We start from the raw sequence: 21405 nt of genomic DNA, 5'->3' as shown, positions 1-21405 counted from the left end.
CCATGCTCCAAGTCCGACGCATTCGTCTGGAGAACATCGGCCACCGGGCGGCCGGCTTCAAGTCACTCGTCCTGGACCTCACCGGCGGACCCAGCTCGATCGACGGCCGCTTCATGCAGCCGGTCGACGTGATCTTGTGGCTGCGCAACGGCGGCGGCAAGTCGAGCCTGCTCTCGCTGCTCTTCAGCCTGCTGCTGCCGGCCAAGAAGGACTTCATCGGGGCGGCCAAGGCCAAGTCGCTCGCCGAGTACGTCCCCGACGGACAGGTCTCCCATGTGATCGCCGAGTGGGGCGACTCCGAACGTCCCGCATCCGGCGCCGTCCTGCTCACGGGAGGCGTCTACCAGTGGCGCGACCGCCAGCGTCCGGCGGACCCGAGCAGCGGCTGGGAACGCCTGGAGCGCCGCTGGTACCTGCTGCGGCCACAGCCCGGTGGACTGGAACTGGATTCACTGCCAGTCCGCACCGAGGACGGCCAGCTCACCATGTCCACGTACGTCAAGGCGCTGGAGGCAGCCAACAAGACGGAGCGGCGGCTGCAACTGGCCGTCGCGGACGAACAGTACGAGTGGGAGGAGCACCTGGGCAACCACGGCCTGGACCCCCAGGTCTTCAAGATCCAGAAGGCCATGAATCAGGAAGAGGGTGGCATCACCGACCTGTTCAAGTTCCGCACAGCCGAGGAGTTCGTTGACTTCCTCATCGACATGGTCGTTGATCCGGCAGCGCCCATTGCGGCGCGCGCGGCCCTGTCCAAGCATGCCGACAAGCTGGCCGCCCGTCCCGCGCGGGAAATGGAGGAACGCTTCCTCGCCGAAGCTGTTCTAAGGCTGAAGCCGGTGCAGAAGAGCACGGCCGAGGTCGCTGTCGCCGAGCAGACGCTCCACCAGCAGGCCCGGATCGCCCAGCGGGCTGGCGAGCACATCCAGGCCCAGGCCGAGCGCCAGGAGCACCAGGCAACCGCCTTGCGCCGCGAGGCGGACACCGCCGAACAAGAGGCGCGCGAGGCCGAGGGCCGGGTCGGTGAGCGCAAGCAACGGGTGGCGGAGGTCAGGGAGGTGGCCGAACGGCTGCGGATGGCTGACCACCGGCGAGACCATGCCGCTCGGGTCGAGGCGGTTGCCGAGGCGGAACGCGAGGCAGCGGCCTGGAAGGCGGTCCCCTGGCTCCTGGACTTGGCAGACCAGGAAGCCGAACGCCGTGAGGCCAAGCAGCTCTTGGCCTGCGCCCAGAGCGAGCAGGCCCCGTTGCGCGAGGCCGTAGAGCACGCCGGCGCCGAACTGTACGCCAAGCTCGAAGACGGTCTCGCACGGCTTGCGGTCGAGTCCGACCAAAGCCGCGCCGCGCTCGAGACAGCCGCCGCGCAGGCCCAGGCGGGTGAGCGGGAGTACGCGGAAGCGGAGGCTGCGACCGGCCGGGCCGAGAGCCGGGCGCTTTCGGCCGAGGAGGCCCGCAAGAAGGAACAGGCGAAGCTGGCGGCTGCCCGCCGCACTGGCCTGCTCGGCCAGCAGGAAGATCCCACCCAAGCGCTGGCACGGCTCGTCCACGAGGAAGAAGCAGCTACGGAGCAGGCCGAACAGGCGCGGTGCCAAGTGGAAGAAGCCCGCGAGCAGGCCACCGCCATCGCGGCGGAGCGGCTCTCCTGCGCCGGCCGGCTCAGTACAGCCCGGCAGCGGCACGACCAGGTGTGGGACCAGTGGAACGCCCTTGTCCAGGAGCGCCGCGACCTGGCATCCGATCTCCGCCTGAGGGAGCTGGCCGGGATCGGAGAGGCGGCCGGCGAGCTGGACCTGGACGCGGTCGGTGCCGACCTCATCGCCATGCTCACGGACCAACTGGTGACCGCGGACGGGCAACTGGCCGCCGAACGTGCCCAGGCGTTCGAGGACGAGCGGCTGCGTGACGGCCTGGACCAGGACGGGTTCTGCCCGCCGCCTCGGGAAGTCGCACAGGCCGTCACCGCCCTGCGCGCATTGGGCGCCCCCGCGGTCGCAGGGGTGCAGTTCCTCCGCGAGACCGTACCCGCACAGCAGCACGACGCCGTCATCGCGGCCATCCCCCACCTGATCGGCGGCGTGGTCATCTGCGGACCGGTGCCCGGCGGCGAGCTGGCGGCGCTGGCCCGGCGGGCCGACGTCGCCCTGCCGACGGTGCTCGCTCTTTCCACCGACGACCAGGCCCGCGCCCTGCTGGCCCAGCCCCTCGGTGACATCGCGGTGCTCCCGCTGCGCCCCTCGGTGCTGGATGCCGAGGCCGGCGAGGAGGAACTGCACCGCGTCAATGCCCGCCTGGCCACCGTGGACGCGCGGTGCACAGCCATCGTCCAACGGCGGGAGGCCGATCGCGTTCTCCGCGGGCGGCTGCGCAACCATCTGGACCGGTTCGACGCGCGGACACGGACCAGCCTGGAGGAACTCCTCGGGCAGCTCGACGAGGAGGTGAACACGCTCACCGAGCGCACGAGCGTCCTGGTCCGCCAGGCCGCCGAAGCCGATGATGCCGGGCGCCGGGCGGAACACCGGTTGACCCAGCACACGGCTACGTTGCGGGTACTCGCCGCGGCGCTCCCCCAGGTCCAGTCGCTGGTGGAGACAGCCCGCGCGGTGGAACACTGGGCTGCGCAGCGGCGGCACGCTCAGGCCCAGGCCCGGGAACACCGCGTGGCCGCTCAGGCATGCAAAGACCGCTGGCAAGGCGCCCAGGAACAGCAGCGGGATACACAAGAAGCACTGCGGCAGTGCCAAGAGCGCGCGCAGCGCTGGAAGGGATGGGCGCAGGAGATCCGGCAGGACCTGTCCGCCGACGCCCTCCATGCCGCCAGTCCGGCTGCCGTGCCCGAGAGCAGCGCGCAGGCCCTGCGCGAGCGCTGGACCCAGGCCCGCCGGGACTGGCTCAACGGCATCAGCGACACGGTCCTGCACCAGCGGCTGACCACGGCCGAGACCGCCATCGAGAGCCTCAACCAGAAGCTGACCAAGGCCGGTCCTGTGGCCCGCACGCGGGCCAAGAAACTCGTCGACCAAGCCCAGACGATGGATACCGAGCACCTCTCCGCCCGCATCGCCGTCGCCGACAAAGCCCTCAAGGACGCTGAGCGGGCGGAGGCGGAAGCGGGGCTGCTGCTGCGGCAGGTCACCGAAGACCACCAAGAGGCGACCACCGCCCTCGACGACTTCCCCGGTGCCAAGGTGCCGGTCTTCGACAGCACCCAGGAAGCGCAGGAACAACTGCAATCAGCCAAGCAGCTGCTGGAAGAGGACCGCGCCCTCGCCCAGGGGCGGCACCTGGACGCCGAGAAGATCCACCGGCGCGCCGACCAGGCGGCCAGCCACGCCGCGCAGCTTCGGCAATCAGTCAGCGCCCTTCGAGCGGCCAGCGACCTGCCGGCCCCCGGCCAGGGCGCCGACAGCGCCCCGGAGATGACTGTGGACGCATTCCTGCTCGAACAGCACAGGCTGTCCGCTGTGACCGCGCAGTCGCTGCAGCCGCACGACGCCGAACAGATCAAGGAGGCTCTCGTCCGCGAGGTCACTCAGGCCGACCGCGCCCTGGAAAGGGCCAGGAACGCCCTACGCAAGGACGTGCAGAAGGTTGAACGGCTCGCCCAACAGCCGCAGTACTTGCAGATCGTCGACGGACGACTGCGCGAACGCCTGCAGCAAGACCTCACCACCCCCACCAGGCTGACCACACTCCTGGAGGACATCGAGGAACGTGAACGGCAGGTCGTCGCGTTGCTGGCCGAGTCCGCCGAGGACCAGGCCCGAGTCGTAGACGCCTGTACGAGCACGGTCGAAGCGGTCCTGGACAGCGTGGAAGAAGTCGCCCGCCACTCCCGTCTTCCCAAAAACCTGGGGATTTGGTCCAGCCAGCGGTTCCTGTCGCTGGAGCTGCGCCAGCGTGCCACAGGCGACGAACTGGCCCGCAGACTGTCCGCCGAGGTCGACCGTCTCATCACCGCCCTGCCGGCCAGCGCCGCCGGACGAGCCAGCGCCCTGCCCGAGGCAATGCCTCTGGCCAAGCGACTGGTCCTGGCAGCCCTCGGCGGCCGCGGCAACATCGTCGCGAAAATCATCAAGCCGACCCAGAGCCTGGACACCGTCGAACGCGAATCCGTCACCGAGATCCAGAAATTCAGCGGCGGCGAACTGCTGACCGTGTCCGTGCTGCTGTACTGCACGCTTGCCCGGATGCGTGCCGCCCAGCGCGACCGGCGCATCCCCGGCGGAGTGGGCACACTCGTACTGGACAACCCCTTCGGGAAAGCCAACTACAGGCCCTTCGTCGACCTGCAGCGCCGCGTCGCCGCCGCCCACGGCATCCAGCTCGTCTACACCACCGGATCCAACGATCTGCCCGCCCTGGGCCGCTTCCCCCTCATCATCCGCATGCGCAACGGCGTGGACCTGCGCACCAAACGGCGCTACGTCCAGATCCTCGACCGCTACGGCGACGCCGTCGCGGCCGGCGTCGCCCGCGCCCAGGACGACGGCATCACCTCCGCCCACCTCCTGCGCCGCGCCGTCCTGCGCACGGAGACAGAACCAGACACACAGACCGAGCAGGAGACCGGGTGACCGCCACCGACCACATGGCCGCGTTCCTCGCCCAACAGCCGTGCCAGCGCGTCGACTTCGACGCGCTGGCGGGCGCCGTCGACGCCGGCGACTCCAGCCTGGCCACCTCGCCCCGGCGCCGCCGCATCCTCGCCGACGCCGCCCGCGCCTTGGCCCACCGCGGGCTGGCCACCCTGCCCAAGGGAAACGACGGCTGGGACTACAGCGCCCACCCACCCCTGCCCCGCTGGGTCAAACGCCCGCCTGCCGCGCGGCGGCCCCGCCACCAGCCCGCCCCCCACGCCTATGTCGAGCAACTGCGCTTCGCCACCACCCTGCGCCTGACGGCAGGCGACCACGCCCTGCTCGGCCCCGTCAACGCGCTGCTGCGCGACCAGCCGGAAGCCGAGATCATCCCGGTGGCCGACCGCTCCTACGAGCTGTACGGCGACGAAAAACGCCTCAAGAACATCGAGCGCCACCACCTCGTCACCAAGGGACTGCTGGACCTCACCGTGCACCTCCGAGCCCGGCCCACGCCCGCCCCACTGGCGATGTATGAACTCGGGCCAGCGCCCTGGCTGCTCATCGTCGAGAACACCGCCGCGTTCACCAGTCTGCGCGAGATCCTCGGCACCTGGCCCGACCGCAGCCAGGTCGGCTGGCTCGGCTTCGGCGAAGGCGACCACCTCATCGCCTCCCTGCCCACCGCCCAGGCCTCCTTCCGCGAGCGCGACCACCCCGTGGACACCCTGCTGCTCTACGCAGACCTCGACCTCAAGGGCTTGTGCTGCGCCCAGAAGGCAACAGAGCGCGCCCACGCTGTCGGTCTTCCCCCGCTCCAGCCCGCCGCAGGCCTCTACCAGGCCCTCCTCACCCGCCCACCGCGCTCTCACCCGCCCGTCGCCGCCGACGACGCCCACGCCGCGGCCAGCTGGCTGCCACCACACCTCGCCGCTCCCGTCGCACAGTTGTTCACCGATGGCTTGGTGCTGCGCCACGAAGCCCTCCCGCTTCCCCAGCTCCGCTCCCTCCTCACCCCCAACGCGCCGCTACTGCCCCAGATCCGCGACATCGGCCTGCCTATCAAGCCGGTGATCTCGCAGCTCCCATCTCGATACGCACCGGACCCGAGAGGCCGCAGATGAACCCCCGCTACCTCCCGCCATGCGTGCTGTCCCCCAGCACCAATCTGTCCCGCTCCGACGCACAGACCTGGAGCGACATCTTCATCACGACCATCGACACCTTCCCCATCGAATGCATCCGGCCGAGCGACACCGACCGGCCCATCTGGAGCATCTACACCCCAGGCAGCTACCGGCCCGAGGACTACCTCGGCACCCTCCACGTCCGCGACACAGACGGCCACTGGCACGTCCAGGCCACCGGCGAGCGCCACGCCTCATTCGCCGACGCCGTCCGCACCCTCCGGCGCCCGCCCACCTGACCCCACGAACGCGCCCGCTCCATGCGGTGGGCCCGCAGCCTGCTGGGCCGACCCAGCCCCGGGCCGCCAGCACATGGGGTCCCGCTGGTCACCGGCGGTCCCTCGTCCGGCTGGTCCGCCGATCCGGCCGAGGAACCTGCGCCTTGACCCGGCGCTCGAGGTGGCGAATCCACGCGAGCAGAAGGTCCCGCTTGTGCTCGAACTCCTCTGGCATGACGATCTGGGCCAGGCCGAGGACGAGGGACACCAGAAGCGTCGCAACCACTACGGCGACCACGCCCTTCCACGGGCGAAGATGCCGACACAAGCCGGGGAGCGAGAGCAGGGCAGCGTGCTGCTCCCCCAGTTCGTACAGCAGGCGCTCGACCCACTCATGCTCCAGAACGGCTCCTTGGACGGCGGCGTCGCAGCGTCCCGCGGTGCTCGTACGGATCAGGTGATGATCTCGGGCGGAAGAGCTTCGGCCTTGGGCGGGACAGGCGGGACCGTTACGAAGTCGGCCAGTCCTCTACGTCCAGGTGCCTTCCCGGAGCAAGATTGCTTTCCACGAGGTGCAGCCGTCGGATGAGTTCCTCCAAGACGCTCTTGAGCTGTCCCTTCTCCAGCGCGGTCAGGACCTGCGAGTTGGGGGATAGTCCGGTAACAGCACGCAACCTCAACCGGCAGCCGTGTCGCCCATCCGGACCTGCTTGGTGATCGCCTTCCGTAGGGAAGCGCCCTCGTAAGGGCGCGGGATTCCCTGCAGCGGACGCCGATTCACCGCAGCATTCGCAGCGGCCTCCATGAGCCCTGTGACGGCGCGCTCTACCGGGCTCGGCACGGGTTCCGGCAGGCCCAGAGCATCGAACTCCTCTCCGCTGACCGGAAGGGGAGTCTCGGCACGCAGGACGGTGATGCGTGACTCTGCACCGCGCGGCGTGAACAGCACCGTCGTGGTCCAACTGCACGCACCTGCGCTCACTCTGGGCGGCTGCACATTCGTGAGCACCACCCCACCAAGGAGCCACTGCACGGTGGCGGTGCACCAGACCTGATCGCCGATGCGATAAGCCTGCATGTTCTCGACTGAGCTGAAGGCAGCCTTGGTGGTGGTCCACCCTGTCGCATGGGCGATCACGTGTTCACCGCCGAGGTCGCTTACGACCGTGCAGGAGAACGACCCGAATGGTCTGCTGCTGGCTTCGGCAAGAGCCTCGCGGGAGACGCGCGCCACCTCGTCCGTGAACAGCGGGTTCCCCAGCATGGCGACCGCGCTCTCCTCGTCGATCGTGGCCGGCTCCGCGAACCGGGCTGCCACATCATCCATGCTGGTCAAGTGCACGAACCGATCCTCCAGACCGACGAGGTCCTCGCTCATGGGGGAGGGGTAGGGCGAACGGTTGCCGAAGTCGTTGGTATTGGAGCTGACGAAGTAGACAGTCTCGTCCGGGTGTTCTCGCGCGTACTCCACAGCGGAGAGCCAGATCGCGGTGTCTCTCGCCCCGATCTTGATGTTGCCCTTCACCATCCTGCACGGAGGCAGATTGTTCGACTCCCGGAAGAAGCCCTGGAGCATCGACTCCGCGCTGGTCGGGACCTCTTCCACCACCGCCAGCCACTTGTTGCGCCAGTGCTCGCGGAATGCATCCTCCTCGCACGGCTCGAGGGACAGGTCAACAGGCCACGGAGTCGTAGCCCGGAGAGCCTCGAGTGCCTCAGCCGCCCTTTCGTGCTGCTCCCGGTACTTGATGGCCTGCTGGGCGCAGAGCTCTGTCAGCACCATCGATGGAGCGGCGACCCGCGCAGCCCCGGTAGCGCGGATCGCCCGCAGAAGATCAGCACTACTGCTTTGCGGGTTGAACGACCGCAGGATGCTGGTATCCACGATGATCAACGCTCGGCTCCGCTCTCTCGACTCAGAGTGATCGATGATCGCAGGAGCGCGACCACCAGTGCACGGAGTTTCGAAGTGCCTGACCCCGCACTCAGCTCCGGTACAGACAAAGCCGATCAGAACGATCACGCCTTGCCAGCTCACCTACCATCCTGCGAGCCTCGCCCGGACTCTCAAAAAGCTATCTCCGAGGGGTCGTTGACGCTGGCAAGATACGACACCATGGCAAACTTGTTGATTAAGGATCTACGGGATATCGCCAAGGGCTTCCCCGAGAACCTGGATGGCTGGCCCCACATCCCGTGCCCCACGTGCACGCGAGGGGTCTTGCTCCCGGACCGTGACTCGTTCGTGGAAGAGGAGTCCGTCACCAGCAAGTCCTTGCACGTCCAGGAGGTGTGGGAACCCGAGTGGATTCAGGGGAGCTTCTACTGCGTGCTCACGTGCAGGAAGGAGTCCTGCGATCACGTGCGCGTCATTGGGGAGATGACCGTCGGCTGGGCAGGTCGGGACGACGTCCAATATGAGAAGTTCTTGACGCCGACCATGTTCATCCCGGCGCTGCCCCTGCTGCAAAGCCGCGGCCTCTGCCCCGACGAGGTTGGGGAGCGAGTGGACGCCGCATCCAAGATCCTTTGGGTCGACCCCAATGCTGCCGCGAACAGGATCCGGGCGGCGGTCGAGGCTCTGATGGATGACCGGGGGGTCATCCGTACGAAGCTCAATGGCGCAGGGAAGGCCGTCAGGCTCAGCCTCGACTCGCGGATCGCGACTTTCAAGAAGGCGTTGCCGCAGTACGCGGACGCTGCTGACCTCCTCCTGGCCGTCAAGTGGATCGGAAACGTGGGCAGCCACGAGGATGTTCTCCGTATCTCTGACGTCCTGGAGGGGGTCGAGTTCCTGGACCACGCCCTGTCCTCGATTTACGACGCGAGCCGCGACGACATGAAGAAGAGGGCGTCCGAGGTCACAGCCCGGCGAGGACGGCCCGGCACCTTCTCCGTCGAAGTCCCCTTCTGAAGGAGTCACCGAGGAGAAGCACCAGGCGTGTGAGCTTCTGTCGTTCCTGTGCTCCGGGGTCACCGCGACCCGACAAGATCACTCACGCCCTGCGTGACCCGCTTCTGCGTCCCGGGCCGCACCGTCTCGCCCAGGCGCAGGCCCCGACCGGTCAGGCGGCCGTCCGAGATAGCTGGCAGCCCAACCGGTCGGGGCGGACGTCGGTGAGGACGAAGGCCGGCCGCGCTCCCTCCGGCCGACGCCTGACCCAGCCGGAAAAGTCCTTCAAGATTTATTGCCGGTAGAGACCTCGCCCGGCGCCGAGAGGTGTTCGCTCATCCTGCCGAAGGAGCATTGCTGTGGAACACCAGCCCCGTCGCGACGACTATGCCCAGGCCTCGTGCTGGTCGACTGTGTATCACCGGGATCGCGTCGCATCCCCTTACGAGCTCGTGACCGGACGTGCCGTGCCGTCAAGCACGGTAGTGGTCGTTGTCGCGGTCGCCGTCGCGGACGGTGTGCGCCTGGCGGACCGTCCTCCGGCCCGCCGCGTCGACAATGAGCACTGTCCCGAGTCGGACCTGGGGCGGTCGTTGTATCTGCGGGGCAGGATCAGCGGGGTGATCGAGCCGCAGACCGGTGTGACGGAACGTGCGCTCATGGACGAGTTCGCGGCCAAGGTCCTCGTGGTGCCGAGCGGTCCCCGGTGGAGGGAAGCCATGTCCACAGCGCTGCTGGGCGACTGGTCCGATCCACTGGTGCAGACCGGGTGTCTGCACGACACCGCCGTCGGGGCCCTGCGTGCAGAGGCCCGCAGCCTGCACAAAGCTCTCACCCCGTTGTGGCGCCGGGGCACCCGGCACGGGCGGGTGCTGTCCCTGGACGCGAAGATGGGGGACGGGCTGTCGTTCTACGACCTGATCGCCGCCGACATCGACCTGCTGGCCCGGGTGACGGGCGGGGTACTTGAGGACGACCGCCTCAACCGTGTGCTGCGCGGCCTGAATCCGGCCGAGCGGGCGACGGTGTTCGTGTACGCAGAGGGCGGGGGCACCACGTGGGCCGAGGCCGCGGCCGCCGCGGGTGCTGCCGATCCGGACGCTTTCGGTGAACGGGTGCGGCGCAAGGTCAAGAGGCTCGCTGCCGAGCAGGCCCGCCGTACCGCTATGACTTGCCCCGTGCGGGAGATGGATCAGCACGTCACCCCCGATGGGGACGCCCTGTGATGGTCGAGCTCGAACCTGCCGAGAACGGCATTGCTGCGGCTTCAACGGGCTGCTCCGCGCCCCTGACGCGCGTGACGCTGGCCGAGCGGGGCTTCGTGGGCTTCGTCCGGTTCGTCGACCTCCCGCACAGCAGCGTCCCCGCCCAGGTGGGCATCTACGTCGTGCTGCGGACCGCCGTCTCCCCGCCTGTCTTCCTCGAACACAGTCCCGCCGGCCACCGCAAGGCCCATGACCCAACCGTGGCGCCCGCCACCCTGACCAGCGCCTGGGTGGCGGGCGCCACCGTGGTGTACGTCGGCAAGGCCGCGGGCCGCCAAGGACTGAGCAGGCGGCTGAACGCCTACCGCCGCCAGGGCCTGGGCCACAACGCCGGGCACCGCGGCGGGGAGTACATCTGGCAGCTTGCCGACTCTGACGCGCTCTTGGTTGCCTGGCGCACTGTGGCTGATCTGCCCGCCGGGCAAGCCGAGGCGGAGCTGATCGCGGAGTTCACCGCACTCCACGGAGCGCTCCCCTTCGCCAACCGTAACCGGGGCTCCGCAACCGTTGGACGACGGCTTCGAGAAAGTCAGCAGCGAAGACGTTGAGACCTCGCTGTTCGTTCGGCGTCAGCGCGCGCCGTACGGCGAGGAGGCGACAGATGGCCCGTCATGCCTGCCCCTGCCCTGCCTGCGCTGTTCGGCACGGCGGTGCTGTTCTGCGCCGAGCCGTTTGACCTTGCGCCGCACCCGTTCACCGAAGGCCTCCGGATCGGCCGCACCAGCCACGGCAGCGGCTTCAGTCCAAGTGCCACCCTCGCCCGCCGCGTACGCCTGGGCGCCGCTGGTGCTAGAGCAGGCCCCGTTGGCGTGCCCAGAGTTCGACTGCGCCGGAGGTGCGTTGCGTGAACTGGCTGGGGTGGAGGTGGCCGTTGCGGGTGATCAGGCCGGTTTCGGGATAGCCGTAGGCCTGCAGGAGTTCGTCTGCGAGTGCGGCGGTTGCTTGGAGGAGGCCGCGGTCGAGGTCGGCGAGGTCGTCCAGCAGAGCGCCGGCATCAGCGACGGCGTAGGGGTAGAACTCCGGGGTGAGCGGCTGAGGCCGGCCTGTCGTGGGGTCGAGCCGGTCGACGCGGAAGGGCACGATGGCAGGCCGGTCAGCGTCGAGGATGTTCTGAGTTGGGTGGGCGGCCATGTCGCTCACGAGCGCGGCGCGGACGTGGGCGAGGCCGCTGGTGCCGGCCCGGTCGCGGGCGTGGGAGGCCAGGAATGGCAGTGCGCACAGCAGCGGATACACGACGTCGCCGAGTTCGGCCGTGTGCATCTCCACGTCCTCGTACTCGTTCACGTAGATCCGGCCGGTGAGGCCGATGGCGATGGCTGCGCTGCCGTCCCGGTGCAGTTCGGCCCGGGCGGAATATCGGCTGCCGCCTTCGGTCACGACGAGCCGGCGGGGGCCGACGGTCACCCGCCCGAAGTTGCTGCTCCCTTGGCCGAGGTACAGCTGGGTGGCCAGGAGTTCCTTCTGGTAGCGGCTGAAGCGCTCGGAGTCGATGACCATGTCGCCGGCCTGTTCCGGTACCAGCGTGACGATCAGATGCGGAGTGGTCCGCCGGTACATCGCGTCGACGAGTTCCTGTTCGACGTCCTCCAGACGCCGGTCGCGTTCCGCGGCTGCTGTGTAGCGGGCTCGGTAGGCAGTGGCCACATCGGTCTCGGTGAGCCACTCGGTCTGGCTGCCGCCGCGCCGCGGATAGCGCAGGGCCTCTCTGGACGGCCTGGTCGTGGGCGTGGTGACGGCGTGGGGGGCGTGCGGACTGCGGGGAACGGCGAGCAGCAGGAACCCGGTGCCGGGAGCGTCCGGGCTATGGACGGGGATCGCCTCGTAGGGAACGGGGGGCGCTGTGTTGTTCGCGACGACCTGCTGGATGTGCCGAAGACGGCTGTCGTCGAGGTCGACGTCGAACACCCGGCTGGGCACGCCCTTGTCCTCCGCCATGCCCAAGATGAGGAGACCGCCGGTGTGGTTGGCAAAGGCGGCGACGTCTTTGGCCAACTCCTCACGGCCTTGGTCACCACTGGCGTAGTGCGCGCGCTTGTAGTCGAGATCTTCGCCCTCGGCCGCGTCGGTGTTGCCGATCAACTCGGCGATGCTGCTGTAGTTCACGTCGTTGAGCCGTGCGCCCAGGAGGCCTTCTAGCCGGCGAAGTCGCGTCACCATGCCCAGACCCTACTGTCGGCCCACGCACCCCTGACGGCGTACCTGCGTGGTCAGGCTGTCTTCAGCGCCCTGAGAGCGGTGCTCAGCAGATCGGGTACGACCTCGGGTGGGACGACGCGCAGGGCGACGTAGGTCAGGACGAGCGTCACGATCGCCGCGGCAGCGGTCCTGACGATTCCGGTGACATCGGCTTGGGTGGCCCTGTCCATGGCCCGCCAGACGACGAGCGCGAGGATCACGAGGGCCACGAGGAGAACAGCGATCATGGTGGCTGGAGTCCTTCGACGAGAGGGTTTTCATCTCTCGGCCCCGAGGAACTGCCCTACCGGCAAAGAATCTTGAAAGGCTGTCCGTTTACAGGGTGTGGGGCTGCTGTAGTGCCGCTCGCCGGTGTTGCTCGCCTGCTTGTCGCTTGGCCTTGCGCCGGACGCGTTCACCGAAGGCCTCCGGGTCGGCGACGCCCGCAGCGGCTGCGGCATCACGCGAGCTCGCAGGAGTGCTCCACCGGACTGGGCGTCGTCGAGCGAAGCCGGTTGAGAGATGCCGCCATCGCCAGGCAGGAAGGCCGCAACCACCGACAAACATTCGAACTACGCCGTATACGGAGCGGATTGGGCCGTTCCCGGACGGTGTCGCCCCGCGCTGTCGACGAAAGATCGCAAACGCTTTACGCTGCGTGCTCGGAGGGTAACGAGTTGGGGGGCACATGGCCGATCCGATCGAGACCGAAGCACCAGACGATTCTGGCTCGGTCACGTTGCGTCGGTACGAGTACCAGGTACATATCGCTGTACAGGCGGTCTTGGAGATGCTGGCGGGCGGCACGGTCGAGCACATCACCTGCGAGCACATCGAAGACATCGTCGTCGCGCGCAAAGGTGACTCCCGATGCGCCGATGGCGAACTGTTCTGGGACTACCAGCAGATCAAGACCCGCGACGCGGTGGAGCCCTGGACGCTGGCGGACGTGATCGCCAAGAAGCCGTTGAAGAGTCTGTGGCGCACCCACACTGCGGTACGGGGAACCGGACAGGTCTATCAGCTGACCGCAGGCGTCGAGGGACACCTCGACCCTGCCGACGCGCTCGTGATCGCGTTGTCGCGCGGACAGGGCGGTGACCACGAGTCATGCCGCAAGCGTGTCGCCTCCCACTTGAAGGTCATCGATGACGACCATCTGAGCGAGTTCTTGGGGCTCGTCCGGGTACGGTCTCTCGTCCGGCGCGAGAGCGTCGAAGCGCACAGCACCCGCGTGCTCGCCGACCTGGGGCCAGGGCTGCCAATGGCCACGATCGACGCCCTCTACACGGAGTTGCTGCGCCGTACCCGAGAAGCCATGCAGGGCCGTCCAGTGGCCCGATGGACCGAACTGCTGGCCATCGACGACCCGCCAGCTGCCGTGCTGAACAAACGCGTCTCCGCTGCAGTCATCGCCGACGTGCGCCAGCGGCTCACGCGTCCCGAACACGTTCTGCTGCAAGACCTCTCGCAGCAGCTGAACAGATCCGAGACCAGCCTCGTCCGGAAACTCCGGCAGGGAGCCGCGTCCAAAGACGTCATCGAGGACGCGCAGATGATGCGGGCCAACGCCGACCATCACCGGTTACGCGAAGCAGCCCTCGGTACCTGGCCCGACGACCCGGCCGTGGAGGCCGACCTCGACCAGCGGTTGCTGTTCCTGGCACGGCGCGTCGGGCGTACCCATGCAGAGCACGCCCGCCCAGCAGACGCCATCTTCGACGACCTGCAAGTCGAACTGCAGAACAACGCGGGCGCCTACGACCGCCAGCCGCTGTACGCCCAGGACGGCGTCCTACTCATGGGACGGGCATGCGCCGTTTCGGACGAGTGCCGGTTCAACTGGGGAGACGTCCGTGACGCCTCCTGACACGGCCGCACCTGCGTCCGCGGCATCGCCAGCGGACGGCCAGCCGCCCTCGGCCGACGCCCAGGCACGCCTGTTGCTCCTGATCGACGTCTTCTCCGAGACCAAACGGAGCAAAGGCATCGAGGGCCGGATGAAGCTGGCCAAGCTCGACTTCCTGCTGCGCTACCCCCAGCACTTCAAAAAACTCATGGCTGCCCGGCGGCCCAATACGGACGTCGGTGAAGATCCCTGGCTGACCGGCGCGATCGAACAGAGCATGATCCGCTACCGGTACGGGCCCTGGGACCCGACCTACTACGCGCTGCTTGGCGCCCTCACAGGCAAGGGCCTGATCGAGCCCAAGCATGAGGACGCCGTCGCCACCTACCGCGCCACAGCGGCCGGCCACGACGTCGCCGTCGCCCTGGCGGAAACCGAAAGCTGGCGCCCCGTCCGCGACCGGGCGCGGCTCCTGCGCAGGCACCTCGACTTGAGCGGCACCACTTTGAAAGATCTCATCTACCAGACGTTCCCCGACATCGTCGAGGCGGACTGGGGGACCCAGCTGTGAGACTTAGGATCGAAGAACTGACCCTGGTCGGCACCAGCCGCACCGTTCGTTTCGAACCCGGCATGAACGCCATCGTGGGCTCAATGAGTGGCGGCAAGACCGCCACCGTCAGCTGCCTGCGGGCCCTTCTGGGCGCCGATGTGAAGGTCGTCCCCGAGCTGCGGGGACGGACGATCTCCGGCACCGTGCTCATCGGAGAGCGCCGCTTCCGCATCGTGCGCCAACTGGTCACCACCACAACAGCCAAGGTCGACATCGCCGAAATCGGCGGCCAACAAGAACTCTGGCGACTTCCCGCAAGCGAGCTGCAAGCCGGCTACGACCAGACGTTCCGCAACTGGTGGCTCGACATACTGGACCTGCCCGCCATCCGCGTCCCCCGCGCCCCCACGGACGACGCGAGCCCCCTGGTCCCCGTGACCATCAGCGACTACCTCATGTACTGCGTCCTGAAGCAGAACGAAATCGACAACTCCGTCTTCGGCACCCCGGACAACAACCACAAGAACATCAAGCGCAAGTACGTCTTCGACATCCTCTACGGCCTCTACGACCCCGAGGCAGCCGGACTACGCGAACACCTGCGCAAAGTCACGACCGAGCTCAACGCCCTCACCGCGGATGCGGACACCCTTGAACGCATCCTCGAGAACACCACCTTCTCCTCCCGCGCCCACCTCGAAGTACAGCGGCAGCAAGCCGAGCAAGAGCTCGCTCAGGCCCGCCGGACCGACCTGAACCTGACTCATGAGCTCACCGAAACCGCCACCGTCTCACTGCGCACGCAGATCAGCGAGGCGGAAGCCGAACTCGCCCGCATCTCCGACGCCGCCGCGGCCGAGGCCGTCTCTCGGTCCCGGCTGGAAGAACTGCGCGACCAGCTCATCGCGCAAAGCCGCCGCCTCACCCGGGCCCTGGTCGCCGAACGTCTGCTGAACGACTTCGAATTCCACACCTGCCCGCGCTGCGGCGCCGGCGTACCCGACCGGGGCGACGAACACACCTGCAGGCTCTGCCTCCAGACTCCACCCCAGACGCCAGCGCCTTCCACACTCGCCGCCGAGCAAGACCGCGTCATCGAACAGGTCACCGAGACAGAGGAACTCATCAAACGCAGCACGAGCCGCCTCGACGAACTTCAGGCAGCCCGCGCCGCGCAAGCACGCCGCCGCACCGAGCTTGGTGGGCAACTCGACCGTGCCACGGCCACCTACCTCACCGACGAAACCGAACGCATCCGTGCGGTAGCCGCCCAGCAAGCCCGGCTGGAGGAACACCTCGCCCGCCTCGGCGACGCCCTGACCCTGCACGAGCGGCTTCAAGGACAGAACGAACGCATCGCAGAGCTGGAGCGCGAGCAGGAAAACCTCAACGCCCGTATCGCCGCCGCCCGGCACAGCAATACGGCCGTGCACGAGCGCCTGAACACGCTGGACGCCGCCTTCGAAGCCACCCTCCGTAACTTCGACGCGCCTCGCTTCGACAAGAAGCCAGGCTCCCGTATCAACCGCGAGACCTATATGCCCGTGGTCGACGGAAGATCCTTCGCCGACCTTCAGTCCCAGGGCGTCGAAGTCCTCGTCAACGTGGCCCACGTCCTCGCCCACCAGAAAGTGGCGCTCAACGACGGCGCCATCCCCCTGCCCAACCTTCTGATCATCGACGGCATCAGCAGCAACGTCGGTCACGAGGGCGTCGACCTGGAACGGCTCCGCAAGATGTACGCCACCTTGTTGGAGACGGCCACCGAACACATCGACCGTCTGCAGATCATCGTCACGGACAACGACTCGCCGCCCATCCGCGGCATTCACCGAGCGCTGGAGCTTTCGGACACAGACCGGCTCGTACCAGTAGTACCGTCGACTACAGAGGGCACGACTCAATCCGCCGAAGACGGTGAGGCTGAGCCCGGGAACGACCCCCGCGACAGGGTCTGATCGACGAAGACCGCACGCTCGTTTGCCCGGCCTACGGCGCGCCCGCGCCCATGCGCATCGACAGCAGCAGGGGCGCCTGGGACGAGTCCGCCGCTCGTCCTCCTTCGCCTCGAACTCGGCGAACCGGGTGGCCAAATCTCCCGGTGCCCGCTCTCCTCACCGACCGCTCGGCCAAAGCTGCGGCTGATGTCCGTGCCCCATGACAGGCTGTCGGCGTGATCATGCAGCCCCCTCACGACGCGGCCGACTTCGCCTTCAGCCCGACCGACGCGCTGGACATATCCGTCGTCGTACGCGACTTCAGCTCGCTGCGGCGGCCCTCCGAACCTCTGTGGAGGGGTGCCACCCAGCCGTGGCCGGGGGTGGCCGACATGCCTTCGTACGGGACCTACCTGGCGACCACGACCTGGCGGCAGATCCTCCTCGCGGCCAAGGGCGTCGGGCGCGACCTGACCCCGTGGCTGCGTCGCACCCCCTGGCTCGCCGTCAACGAGCTCATCTCCCGTACCGCCCCCCTCCAGGCCTACCTCCAACTCAAGGGCGTGCCCGCACCCGCGCCCGCGGCCGGCCGCAGGCTCTTCGTGAACGCCCTCTACCAGTACGGCAGTGAGCGCAGCGCCCACTCCGCCTTTGGATACCACTTGGGCATGACGATGGCGCACTGGCTCTGCGCCGGGATGGCCGGCCTGGGAAGCACCTGGCATCTCGAAGCCGGAGGTCCGGGCGGCCTGCCCGGTTTCACCGACCCGGCTGCCAAGCTGCCCGACCTGTGGGGCAACCACCAAGCCGCCGGCCTGCCTTGGCTGATCGAGGCGAAGGCAGCCCGTGCACTCGGCGCCGGCGTGCTGAGGAACGGGAGAATCCAGCTGGACGGTGGCAGCGCCCTCATGCCCGGCATGGCACACCGACAGGTCCTCTGCGGCACGTCGCTGCCCGGCAATAAGCCCGGCAAGTGGGAGCAGGACCACCTGTTCCTGGCGCTGCATACGGCCCACCCCCACGGCGGGCCGCAGGCCGGCGCCTCCCCGGCAGGCAGTCCGCAAGGCGACGTGGAGGATTACGTCGCCGATGACCCCGACGCCCTGATGGCCGTCACTCGGCAGCAGCTCCTGACGTACCAGGCCTTGGCCTTCGGTGCCGTGGAGCAGCGGCGCGTCGTCCCGATGCGCCGCGACCGTACGGAGCGTGGGCGTCACCGCACCGGTTCCCTGACACTGCTGGAACACGACGAATCCACCACCGGCCTGCGCCGTCGGCTGCGCGCGCAGCAGGTGGACACCGAGGGGGGCCTGGCGTCACACACGGACGCCACTGCGTTCATCGCCGCCCGCATCCCCGGCACCGGCATCCACCTCGGTCTCTCCCGCCGCCTCTACGCGGCGTGTGCGGCCCTGCACCTCCAGCAGACCGACATGCCCGACACAGCGGCCTTCGCCGACGGCCCCCGGCTGAACGACCCCGGCTTCGGCCAGGACCAGGACGACGAGGCCCGTGAGCAGTACGTGCGCCGGGCTCGCCAAGCCCACTACGAGCAGGAGCAGCGGTATCGGACGCGCGTTCGTGAGGCGGTGAGCACGGCCTTCCGGCTGGCTGAGGAGCACCCGGAGGACAGCTGGCTCACCGGCCCACTTCTTCCCGTACGCGTGGACGACCCCGACAAGCCCCTGCTCCTCGAAGCCGCCACGGCAGAGAGCTACCTGGCCCTCGAGCCGACCGACCCCGTCCTCTCCACGGCGGGCCGCACCGCCTGAGCTTGTTCGTCATCTACCAGGATCTGTCAGGCTTGCCGATGGCGGTTGTGCAGGCGGGCGATGCCGAGCATCGCGTGGTGGACGCCGTGGCCTTTCAGGCGGCAATCACCCAGGTTCTTCCAGCTCTTCGTGTGGACGAAGACGTGCTCGACGCGGGCACTGAGGGCGGATCGCATCTCCGGTAGACGAGGGGCAGGCTGCTGGCCAGGTAGCGAGGGTCGGCCGTGTGCTATGCGGGCGTTGCTGGGCCCTGTGTGTCTTGCGGCGGGACGGTGTCTGGTAGGGCTCCGGGCACGTTGACGGCTGCCTGGATGAAGCCGTCGACCACCCGGCCGAGTGCTGCCTCTCGCTCCGGCCCGTTGAGCCGGGCCGCGAGGTGTTCGGCCGCGAGTAGATAGCCGCCTGTGAGGGGTTCGCGGAAGTAGAAGCGGGCCTGCTCGACCGAGACACGGTAGGTGGCGAGGAGCGTTGAGGAGATGTAGCCGCTCAAAGCCGTGACGAATGCGGTCAGGGAGGCGAGGGTGACCGCGGTGGCGGTCTTGGGCGCCAGTCCGACACCGACGGCTCCTGCTGATACGAGAAGAGCAGATGCTCCCATGACCCATTGCGCCAGTTGGAAAGCCGATTTCGCTTGGCTTGTCGATAGGCGGTGGTACTCCCCCAGCAACTCTCGATTTGCGACCAGAGGAGCATCGCTGCTGGCGGCGCTGTCGAGTTCCGCCATCCGTACGGAGAAAGCTTCACTCATCAAGAGCCTCTGGAATGCGGCCCGTCTGCTGGATTTTCGGGCACCAATAGCAGCCGCAGCCGAAATGCCGACAACCAAAAGTGCTAAACCCCAGCGTGCGGACGCGACATGGAAGGGCTTCCAGTGCGACGAACTAACCCCGGATATGTACCAAGTGCCGAGGATGTAGAGACCCGGAAAGATGCAGGCCGCAAAGGGGCCAATTACCCACCAGTCACGTCGAGACTTCGCTCGATATTCGGCGCTGGCCTTATCTGCGTTGGAGGTAGCGAGGGCCTGAGCCTTCGCGACTGCGGGGCTGACGGTGACCTTCTCCTGATTGTCTTCCGCCCCCGCTGCCGGACCCGCGGTGTGCGTTGCTGCTGCGTCTGGTTGTTCTGTGGGCGAGTCAGTCATGTCTCCCTGCTCTGACGCTTGGGCCGAGGCTGCCGCAGGCTTCGGGTGGCTGAGTGCCAGGGCGGCTGGGCATACTGGGGGTGGACGCTTTTGCGTACAGGTGCAGAAGGCCCCGGCAATCCCGCCGGGGCCTTGCTGCGTCGTGGGGCGTTGCTAGGCGACGGACTGCAGTCCGCCCTTGCCGGGCTTGGGGGGCCGTTTGGCGTAGCCGGGGACCATGATCGGGGGTGGTCCGCCCAGGGCGAGCTGCCGGTCCATTTCCTTCTGCAGGTCGTGCTGCGACTCGTAGCCGGCGATGGCGGGGTTGAGGGCGTAGCGGTGGCCGCGGCCGCCTCCGGAGCGCAGGACGATGCCGCGGTCGACGAGGAGGGCCATGGCGCGGCTCATGGAGGCCTGGCCGACGCCGAGGATCTCGTCGATCTCGGCCTGCTTCATGCCGACGTTGCCGCCGGCGTCCTGGTGCTTGACCATCACCGAGAGGACGTCGATCGCCGTGGGGGTGAGCTGCAGCTGGTAGAGCATGCCGAACAGCCCGGTGGTGTTGATCAATGACATGGCGAGGGATCCCTTCGGTCAGCCGACCTCAGACCTGGGGAACAGGCTGAGCTCGGGAGCGAGTTCGTCGGGGAACTTGGATTCCAGTGCGAGCGCCCTCAGCTCGGCCAGGAAGTCGCGTTGTTCCTGGCCGTTCCCGTTATACGCGACGCGGGGGTTGAGCTGGTAGGAGGACCTCTTGACCTTACGGACGAGGTTCTTCTCGCACAGCGCGTCCAGGGCGTGGCCGATGCTGGTGCGCTTGACGCCGATCTCCTCGGCGAGCTCGGCGTGGGTGGCCTCGATCTTGCCCTTCTTCTGGCGTCCGATCATGTTCGACAGGACGGCGGCCTGGAGCTTGCTGATGATGTTGTGCATCAGGCAGTAGGGCAGGACGCGGCGCAGGAAGTAGTTGCTGACGAGGGAGTACCCGTCGGAGCCGAGCATGTCGTGCGGGGGCCGGCGGTAGACGACGGTCTTGACCTCGTGGACGGGCCCTTTGCCGAACTGCTCGGCGATCAGCCGGGCAAGGTCGGTGCCGTCGTCGGCTCCAACGGCCCTGACGGCGCCGGGCTGTTGGCCGGGTGGTCCTGCGCGGCGCCCGCGCAGCGGCCGTGCCGCTTCTCCCATGGTGATGATCCTTTCGCATACAGGTGATCGGCACTGTACGGCAAAACTTGCGGGCAGCCGCATGTTCCACACCGGAGAGTTGCTGATCCTCGCAACTTTGCGTCGGTGGGCACCGGCATTGGTGTTCTACCGGTGGGACAGCTACGCGGCCGGGCCTGGTGCCGGCGGGGATGGTGCCTGCTGGGCGCGGCGGCGCTGTTCAGCGGCGAGCCGTTTGGTCTTGCGGCGCACGCGTTCGCCGAGGGCCTCCGGGGCGGGTGCGCCGGCTACGGCGGCGGCTTCGGTCCAGGCGGTGCCTTCGCCTTCGGCGTAGGCGTAGACGGTCTGGCGTTCGGCCGGGTTTAGGGCCCACAGCAGGTCGTAGAGGCAGACCCCGCCAAGGTCAGCATGGACCCGGCCGTGGCGGTGCGTCGCCGCCATACGGGCACCAGCTGCCGGTGCAGCGCCCTGGCCTCGGCCCGCACCGTGCTTAGGGCTGTGGGAGCAAGGTGCCCGTGGTCCGACAGAGTGTCGCTCCAGGTGCCGAGCAGGGCCGTCTGCTGTCCCGGGCCTTCTCTGCGGGTACGAGGGTGAGGTCGACGGTGTAGTCGACGGGGAAAGCGAGCGTTTCCAGCTGCGCGAACAGGTCGGCGGCATCCTGGCTGACGGCGGGCGGGCACTCGGCCAGT

At 68.1% G+C, this 21405-nt stretch carries 18 protein-coding genes and 1 pseudogene; 10 read left to right on the top strand and 9 right to left on the bottom strand.

All coding sequences use genetic code 11. From position 1 onward, the window contains the following. Positions 1-2: 2 nt before the first annotated feature. The 3 genes from RNB18_RS49855 to RNB18_RS49845 are packed head-to-tail and all read left to right on the top strand — an operon-like array spanning position 3 to position 6006. Entirely contained in the window at positions 3-4577 is a 4575-nt protein-coding gene (locus RNB18_RS49855) for a coiled-coil domain-containing protein (protein ID WP_311720761.1), read from the top strand. Continuing rightward, positions 4574-5704, top strand: coding sequence for a hypothetical protein (locus RNB18_RS49850; protein WP_311720760.1), 1131 nt, complete (start codon positions 4574-4576; stop codon positions 5702-5704). The genes RNB18_RS49855 and RNB18_RS49850 overlap by 4 nt, the downstream gene beginning before the upstream one ends. Next, positions 5701-6006: a hypothetical protein gene (locus RNB18_RS49845; protein WP_311720759.1), complete on the top strand. Its 306-nt coding sequence runs from the start codon at positions 5701-5703 to the stop codon at positions 6004-6006. The genes RNB18_RS49850 and RNB18_RS49845 overlap by 4 nt, the downstream gene beginning before the upstream one ends. Before the next feature lie 655 nt (positions 6007-6661). Here the strand turns inward: RNB18_RS49845 and RNB18_RS49840 are convergent. Further along, positions 6662-7870 (bottom strand): PIN domain-containing protein, encoded by a 1209-nt coding sequence (locus tag RNB18_RS49840; protein ID WP_311720758.1) that lies wholly within the window; start codon positions 7868-7870, stop codon positions 6662-6664. 231 nt (positions 7871-8101) lie between these two features. Here RNB18_RS49840 and RNB18_RS49835 point away from each other — a divergent pair, with 231 nt between their 5' ends. From RNB18_RS49835 to RNB18_RS49825, 3 genes are all read left to right on the top strand, one after another. Then, positions 8102-8899: a DUF4145 domain-containing protein gene (locus tag RNB18_RS49835; protein ID WP_311720757.1), complete on the top strand. Its 798-nt coding sequence runs from the start codon at positions 8102-8104 to the stop codon at positions 8897-8899. 446 nt (positions 8900-9345) lie between these two features. Beyond that, positions 9346-10104 carry a hypothetical protein gene (locus RNB18_RS49830; RefSeq protein WP_311720756.1) on the top strand — a complete coding sequence of 253 codons (759 nt, stop codon included), beginning with the start codon at positions 9346-9348 and terminating at the stop codon, positions 10102-10104. Continuing rightward, positions 10104-10691, top strand: coding sequence for a hypothetical protein (locus tag RNB18_RS49825; protein ID WP_311720755.1), 588 nt, complete (start codon positions 10104-10106; stop codon positions 10689-10691). The genes RNB18_RS49830 and RNB18_RS49825 overlap by 1 nt, the downstream gene beginning before the upstream one ends. Positions 10692-10932: 241 nt before the next feature. On the opposite strand, the gene RNB18_RS49820 is transcribed toward RNB18_RS49825, so the two are convergent. Both RNB18_RS49820 and RNB18_RS49815 read right to left on the bottom strand, forming a co-directional pair. Next, positions 10933-12300: an AlbA family DNA-binding domain-containing protein gene (locus RNB18_RS49820; protein WP_311720754.1), complete on the bottom strand. Its 1368-nt coding sequence runs from the start codon at positions 12298-12300 to the stop codon at positions 10933-10935. A gap of 50 nt (positions 12301-12350) precedes the next feature. Further along, positions 12351-12566 carry a hypothetical protein gene (locus RNB18_RS49815; RefSeq protein WP_311720753.1) on the bottom strand — a complete coding sequence of 72 codons (216 nt, stop codon included), beginning with the start codon at positions 12564-12566 and terminating at the stop codon, positions 12351-12353. A gap of 440 nt (positions 12567-13006) precedes the next feature. Between RNB18_RS49815 and RNB18_RS49810 the strand changes: the two genes are divergently transcribed. The 4 genes from RNB18_RS49810 to RNB18_RS49795 all read left to right on the top strand — a co-directional run bounded on the left by RNB18_RS49810 (position 13007) and on the right by RNB18_RS49795 (position 18429). Continuing rightward, complete coding sequence (locus RNB18_RS49810; RefSeq protein WP_311720752.1) at positions 13007-14188, top strand: dsDNA nuclease domain-containing protein; 1182 nt, start codon at positions 13007-13009, stop codon at positions 14186-14188. Further along, complete coding sequence (locus RNB18_RS49805; RefSeq protein WP_311720751.1) at positions 14175-14738, top strand: hypothetical protein; 564 nt, start codon at positions 14175-14177, stop codon at positions 14736-14738. Before RNB18_RS49810 ends, RNB18_RS49805 begins: the two co-directional genes overlap by 14 nt. Further along, positions 14735-16678 carry a hypothetical protein gene (locus RNB18_RS49800; protein WP_311720750.1) on the top strand — a complete coding sequence of 648 codons (1944 nt, stop codon included), beginning with the start codon at positions 14735-14737 and terminating at the stop codon, positions 16676-16678. Before RNB18_RS49805 ends, RNB18_RS49800 begins: the two co-directional genes overlap by 4 nt. A gap of 215 nt (positions 16679-16893) precedes the next feature. Continuing rightward, positions 16894-18429 (top strand): gamma-glutamyltransferase, encoded by a 1536-nt coding sequence (locus RNB18_RS49795; protein WP_311720749.1) that lies wholly within the window; start codon positions 16894-16896, stop codon positions 18427-18429. 26 nt (positions 18430-18455) lie between these two features. On the opposite strand, the pseudogene RNB18_RS49790 reads toward RNB18_RS49795, so the two are convergent. The 6 genes and pseudogenes from RNB18_RS49790 to RNB18_RS49765 form a co-directional block, all read right to left on the bottom strand. After that, positions 18456-18587, bottom strand: a pseudogene (locus RNB18_RS49790) (IS5/IS1182 family transposase); the annotation flags it as partial. A gap of 71 nt (positions 18588-18658) precedes the next feature. Then, the gene (locus RNB18_RS49785) at positions 18659-19573 is read right to left on the bottom strand and encodes a hypothetical protein (RefSeq protein ID WP_311720748.1); all 915 of its coding nucleotides are present in this window, start codon (positions 19571-19573) and stop codon (positions 18659-18661) included. Positions 19574-19726: 153 nt separating this feature from the next. Continuing rightward, the gene (locus RNB18_RS49780) at positions 19727-20128 is read right to left on the bottom strand and encodes a helix-turn-helix domain-containing protein (RefSeq protein ID WP_311720747.1); all 402 of its coding nucleotides are present in this window, start codon (positions 20126-20128) and stop codon (positions 19727-19729) included. Between the two features lie 18 nt (positions 20129-20146). Further along, positions 20147-20737, bottom strand: a complete 591-nt coding sequence (locus RNB18_RS49775) for a replication/maintenance protein RepL (protein ID WP_311720746.1) — start codon at positions 20735-20737, stop codon at positions 20147-20149. A gap of 141 nt (positions 20738-20878) precedes the next feature. Next, a complete protein-coding gene (locus RNB18_RS49770; RefSeq protein ID WP_311720745.1) occupies positions 20879-21157 on the bottom strand; it encodes a hypothetical protein in 279 nt (92 codons plus the stop codon). Positions 21158-21206: 49 nt separating this feature from the next. Then, positions 21207-21405: hypothetical protein (locus RNB18_RS49765; protein ID WP_311720777.1), on the bottom strand; the 199-nt coding region annotated here is incomplete at its 5' end.

This window comes from Streptomyces doebereineriae, from assembly GCF_031845645.1.
Taxonomy (GTDB): Bacteria; Actinomycetota; Actinomycetes; order Streptomycetales; family Streptomycetaceae; genus Streptomyces; species Streptomyces canus.
Note: the sequence above shows the minus strand (reverse complement) of the source record. Positions and strands in the feature narration are given on the sequence as shown.

Coding starts and splice junctions, on each gene's coding strand:
- RNB18_RS49855 (WP_311720761.1), top strand. CDS start 3: ATGCTCCAAGTCCGACGCATTCGTCTGGAGAACATCGGCCACCGGGCG.
- RNB18_RS49845 (WP_311720759.1), top strand. CDS start 5,701: ATGAACCCCCGCTACCTCCCGCCATGCGTGCTGTCCCCCAGCACCAAT.
- RNB18_RS49835 (WP_311720757.1), top strand. CDS start 8,102: ATGGCAAACTTGTTGATTAAGGATCTACGGGATATCGCCAAGGGCTTC.
- RNB18_RS49825 (WP_311720755.1), top strand. CDS start 10,104: ATGGTCGAGCTCGAACCTGCCGAGAACGGCATTGCTGCGGCTTCAACG.
- RNB18_RS49820 (WP_311720754.1), bottom strand. CDS start 12,300: ATGGTGACGCGACTTCGCCGGCTAGAAGGCCTCCTGGGCGCACGGCTC.
- RNB18_RS49815 (WP_311720753.1), bottom strand. CDS start 12,566: ATGATCGCTGTTCTCCTCGTGGCCCTCGTGATCCTCGCGCTCGTCGTC.
- RNB18_RS49810 (WP_311720752.1), top strand. CDS start 13,007: ATGGCCGATCCGATCGAGACCGAAGCACCAGACGATTCTGGCTCGGTC.
- RNB18_RS49785 (WP_311720748.1), bottom strand. CDS start 19,573: ATGACTGACTCGCCCACAGAACAACCAGACGCAGCAGCAACGCACACC.
- RNB18_RS49780 (WP_311720747.1), bottom strand. CDS start 20,128: ATGTCATTGATCAACACCACCGGGCTGTTCGGCATGCTCTACCAGCTG.
- RNB18_RS49775 (WP_311720746.1), bottom strand. CDS start 20,737: ATGGGAGAAGCGGCACGGCCGCTGCGCGGGCGCCGCGCAGGACCACCC.
- RNB18_RS49770 (WP_311720745.1), bottom strand. CDS start 21,157: ATGGCGGCGACGCACCGCCACGGCCGGGTCCATGCTGACCTTGGCGGG.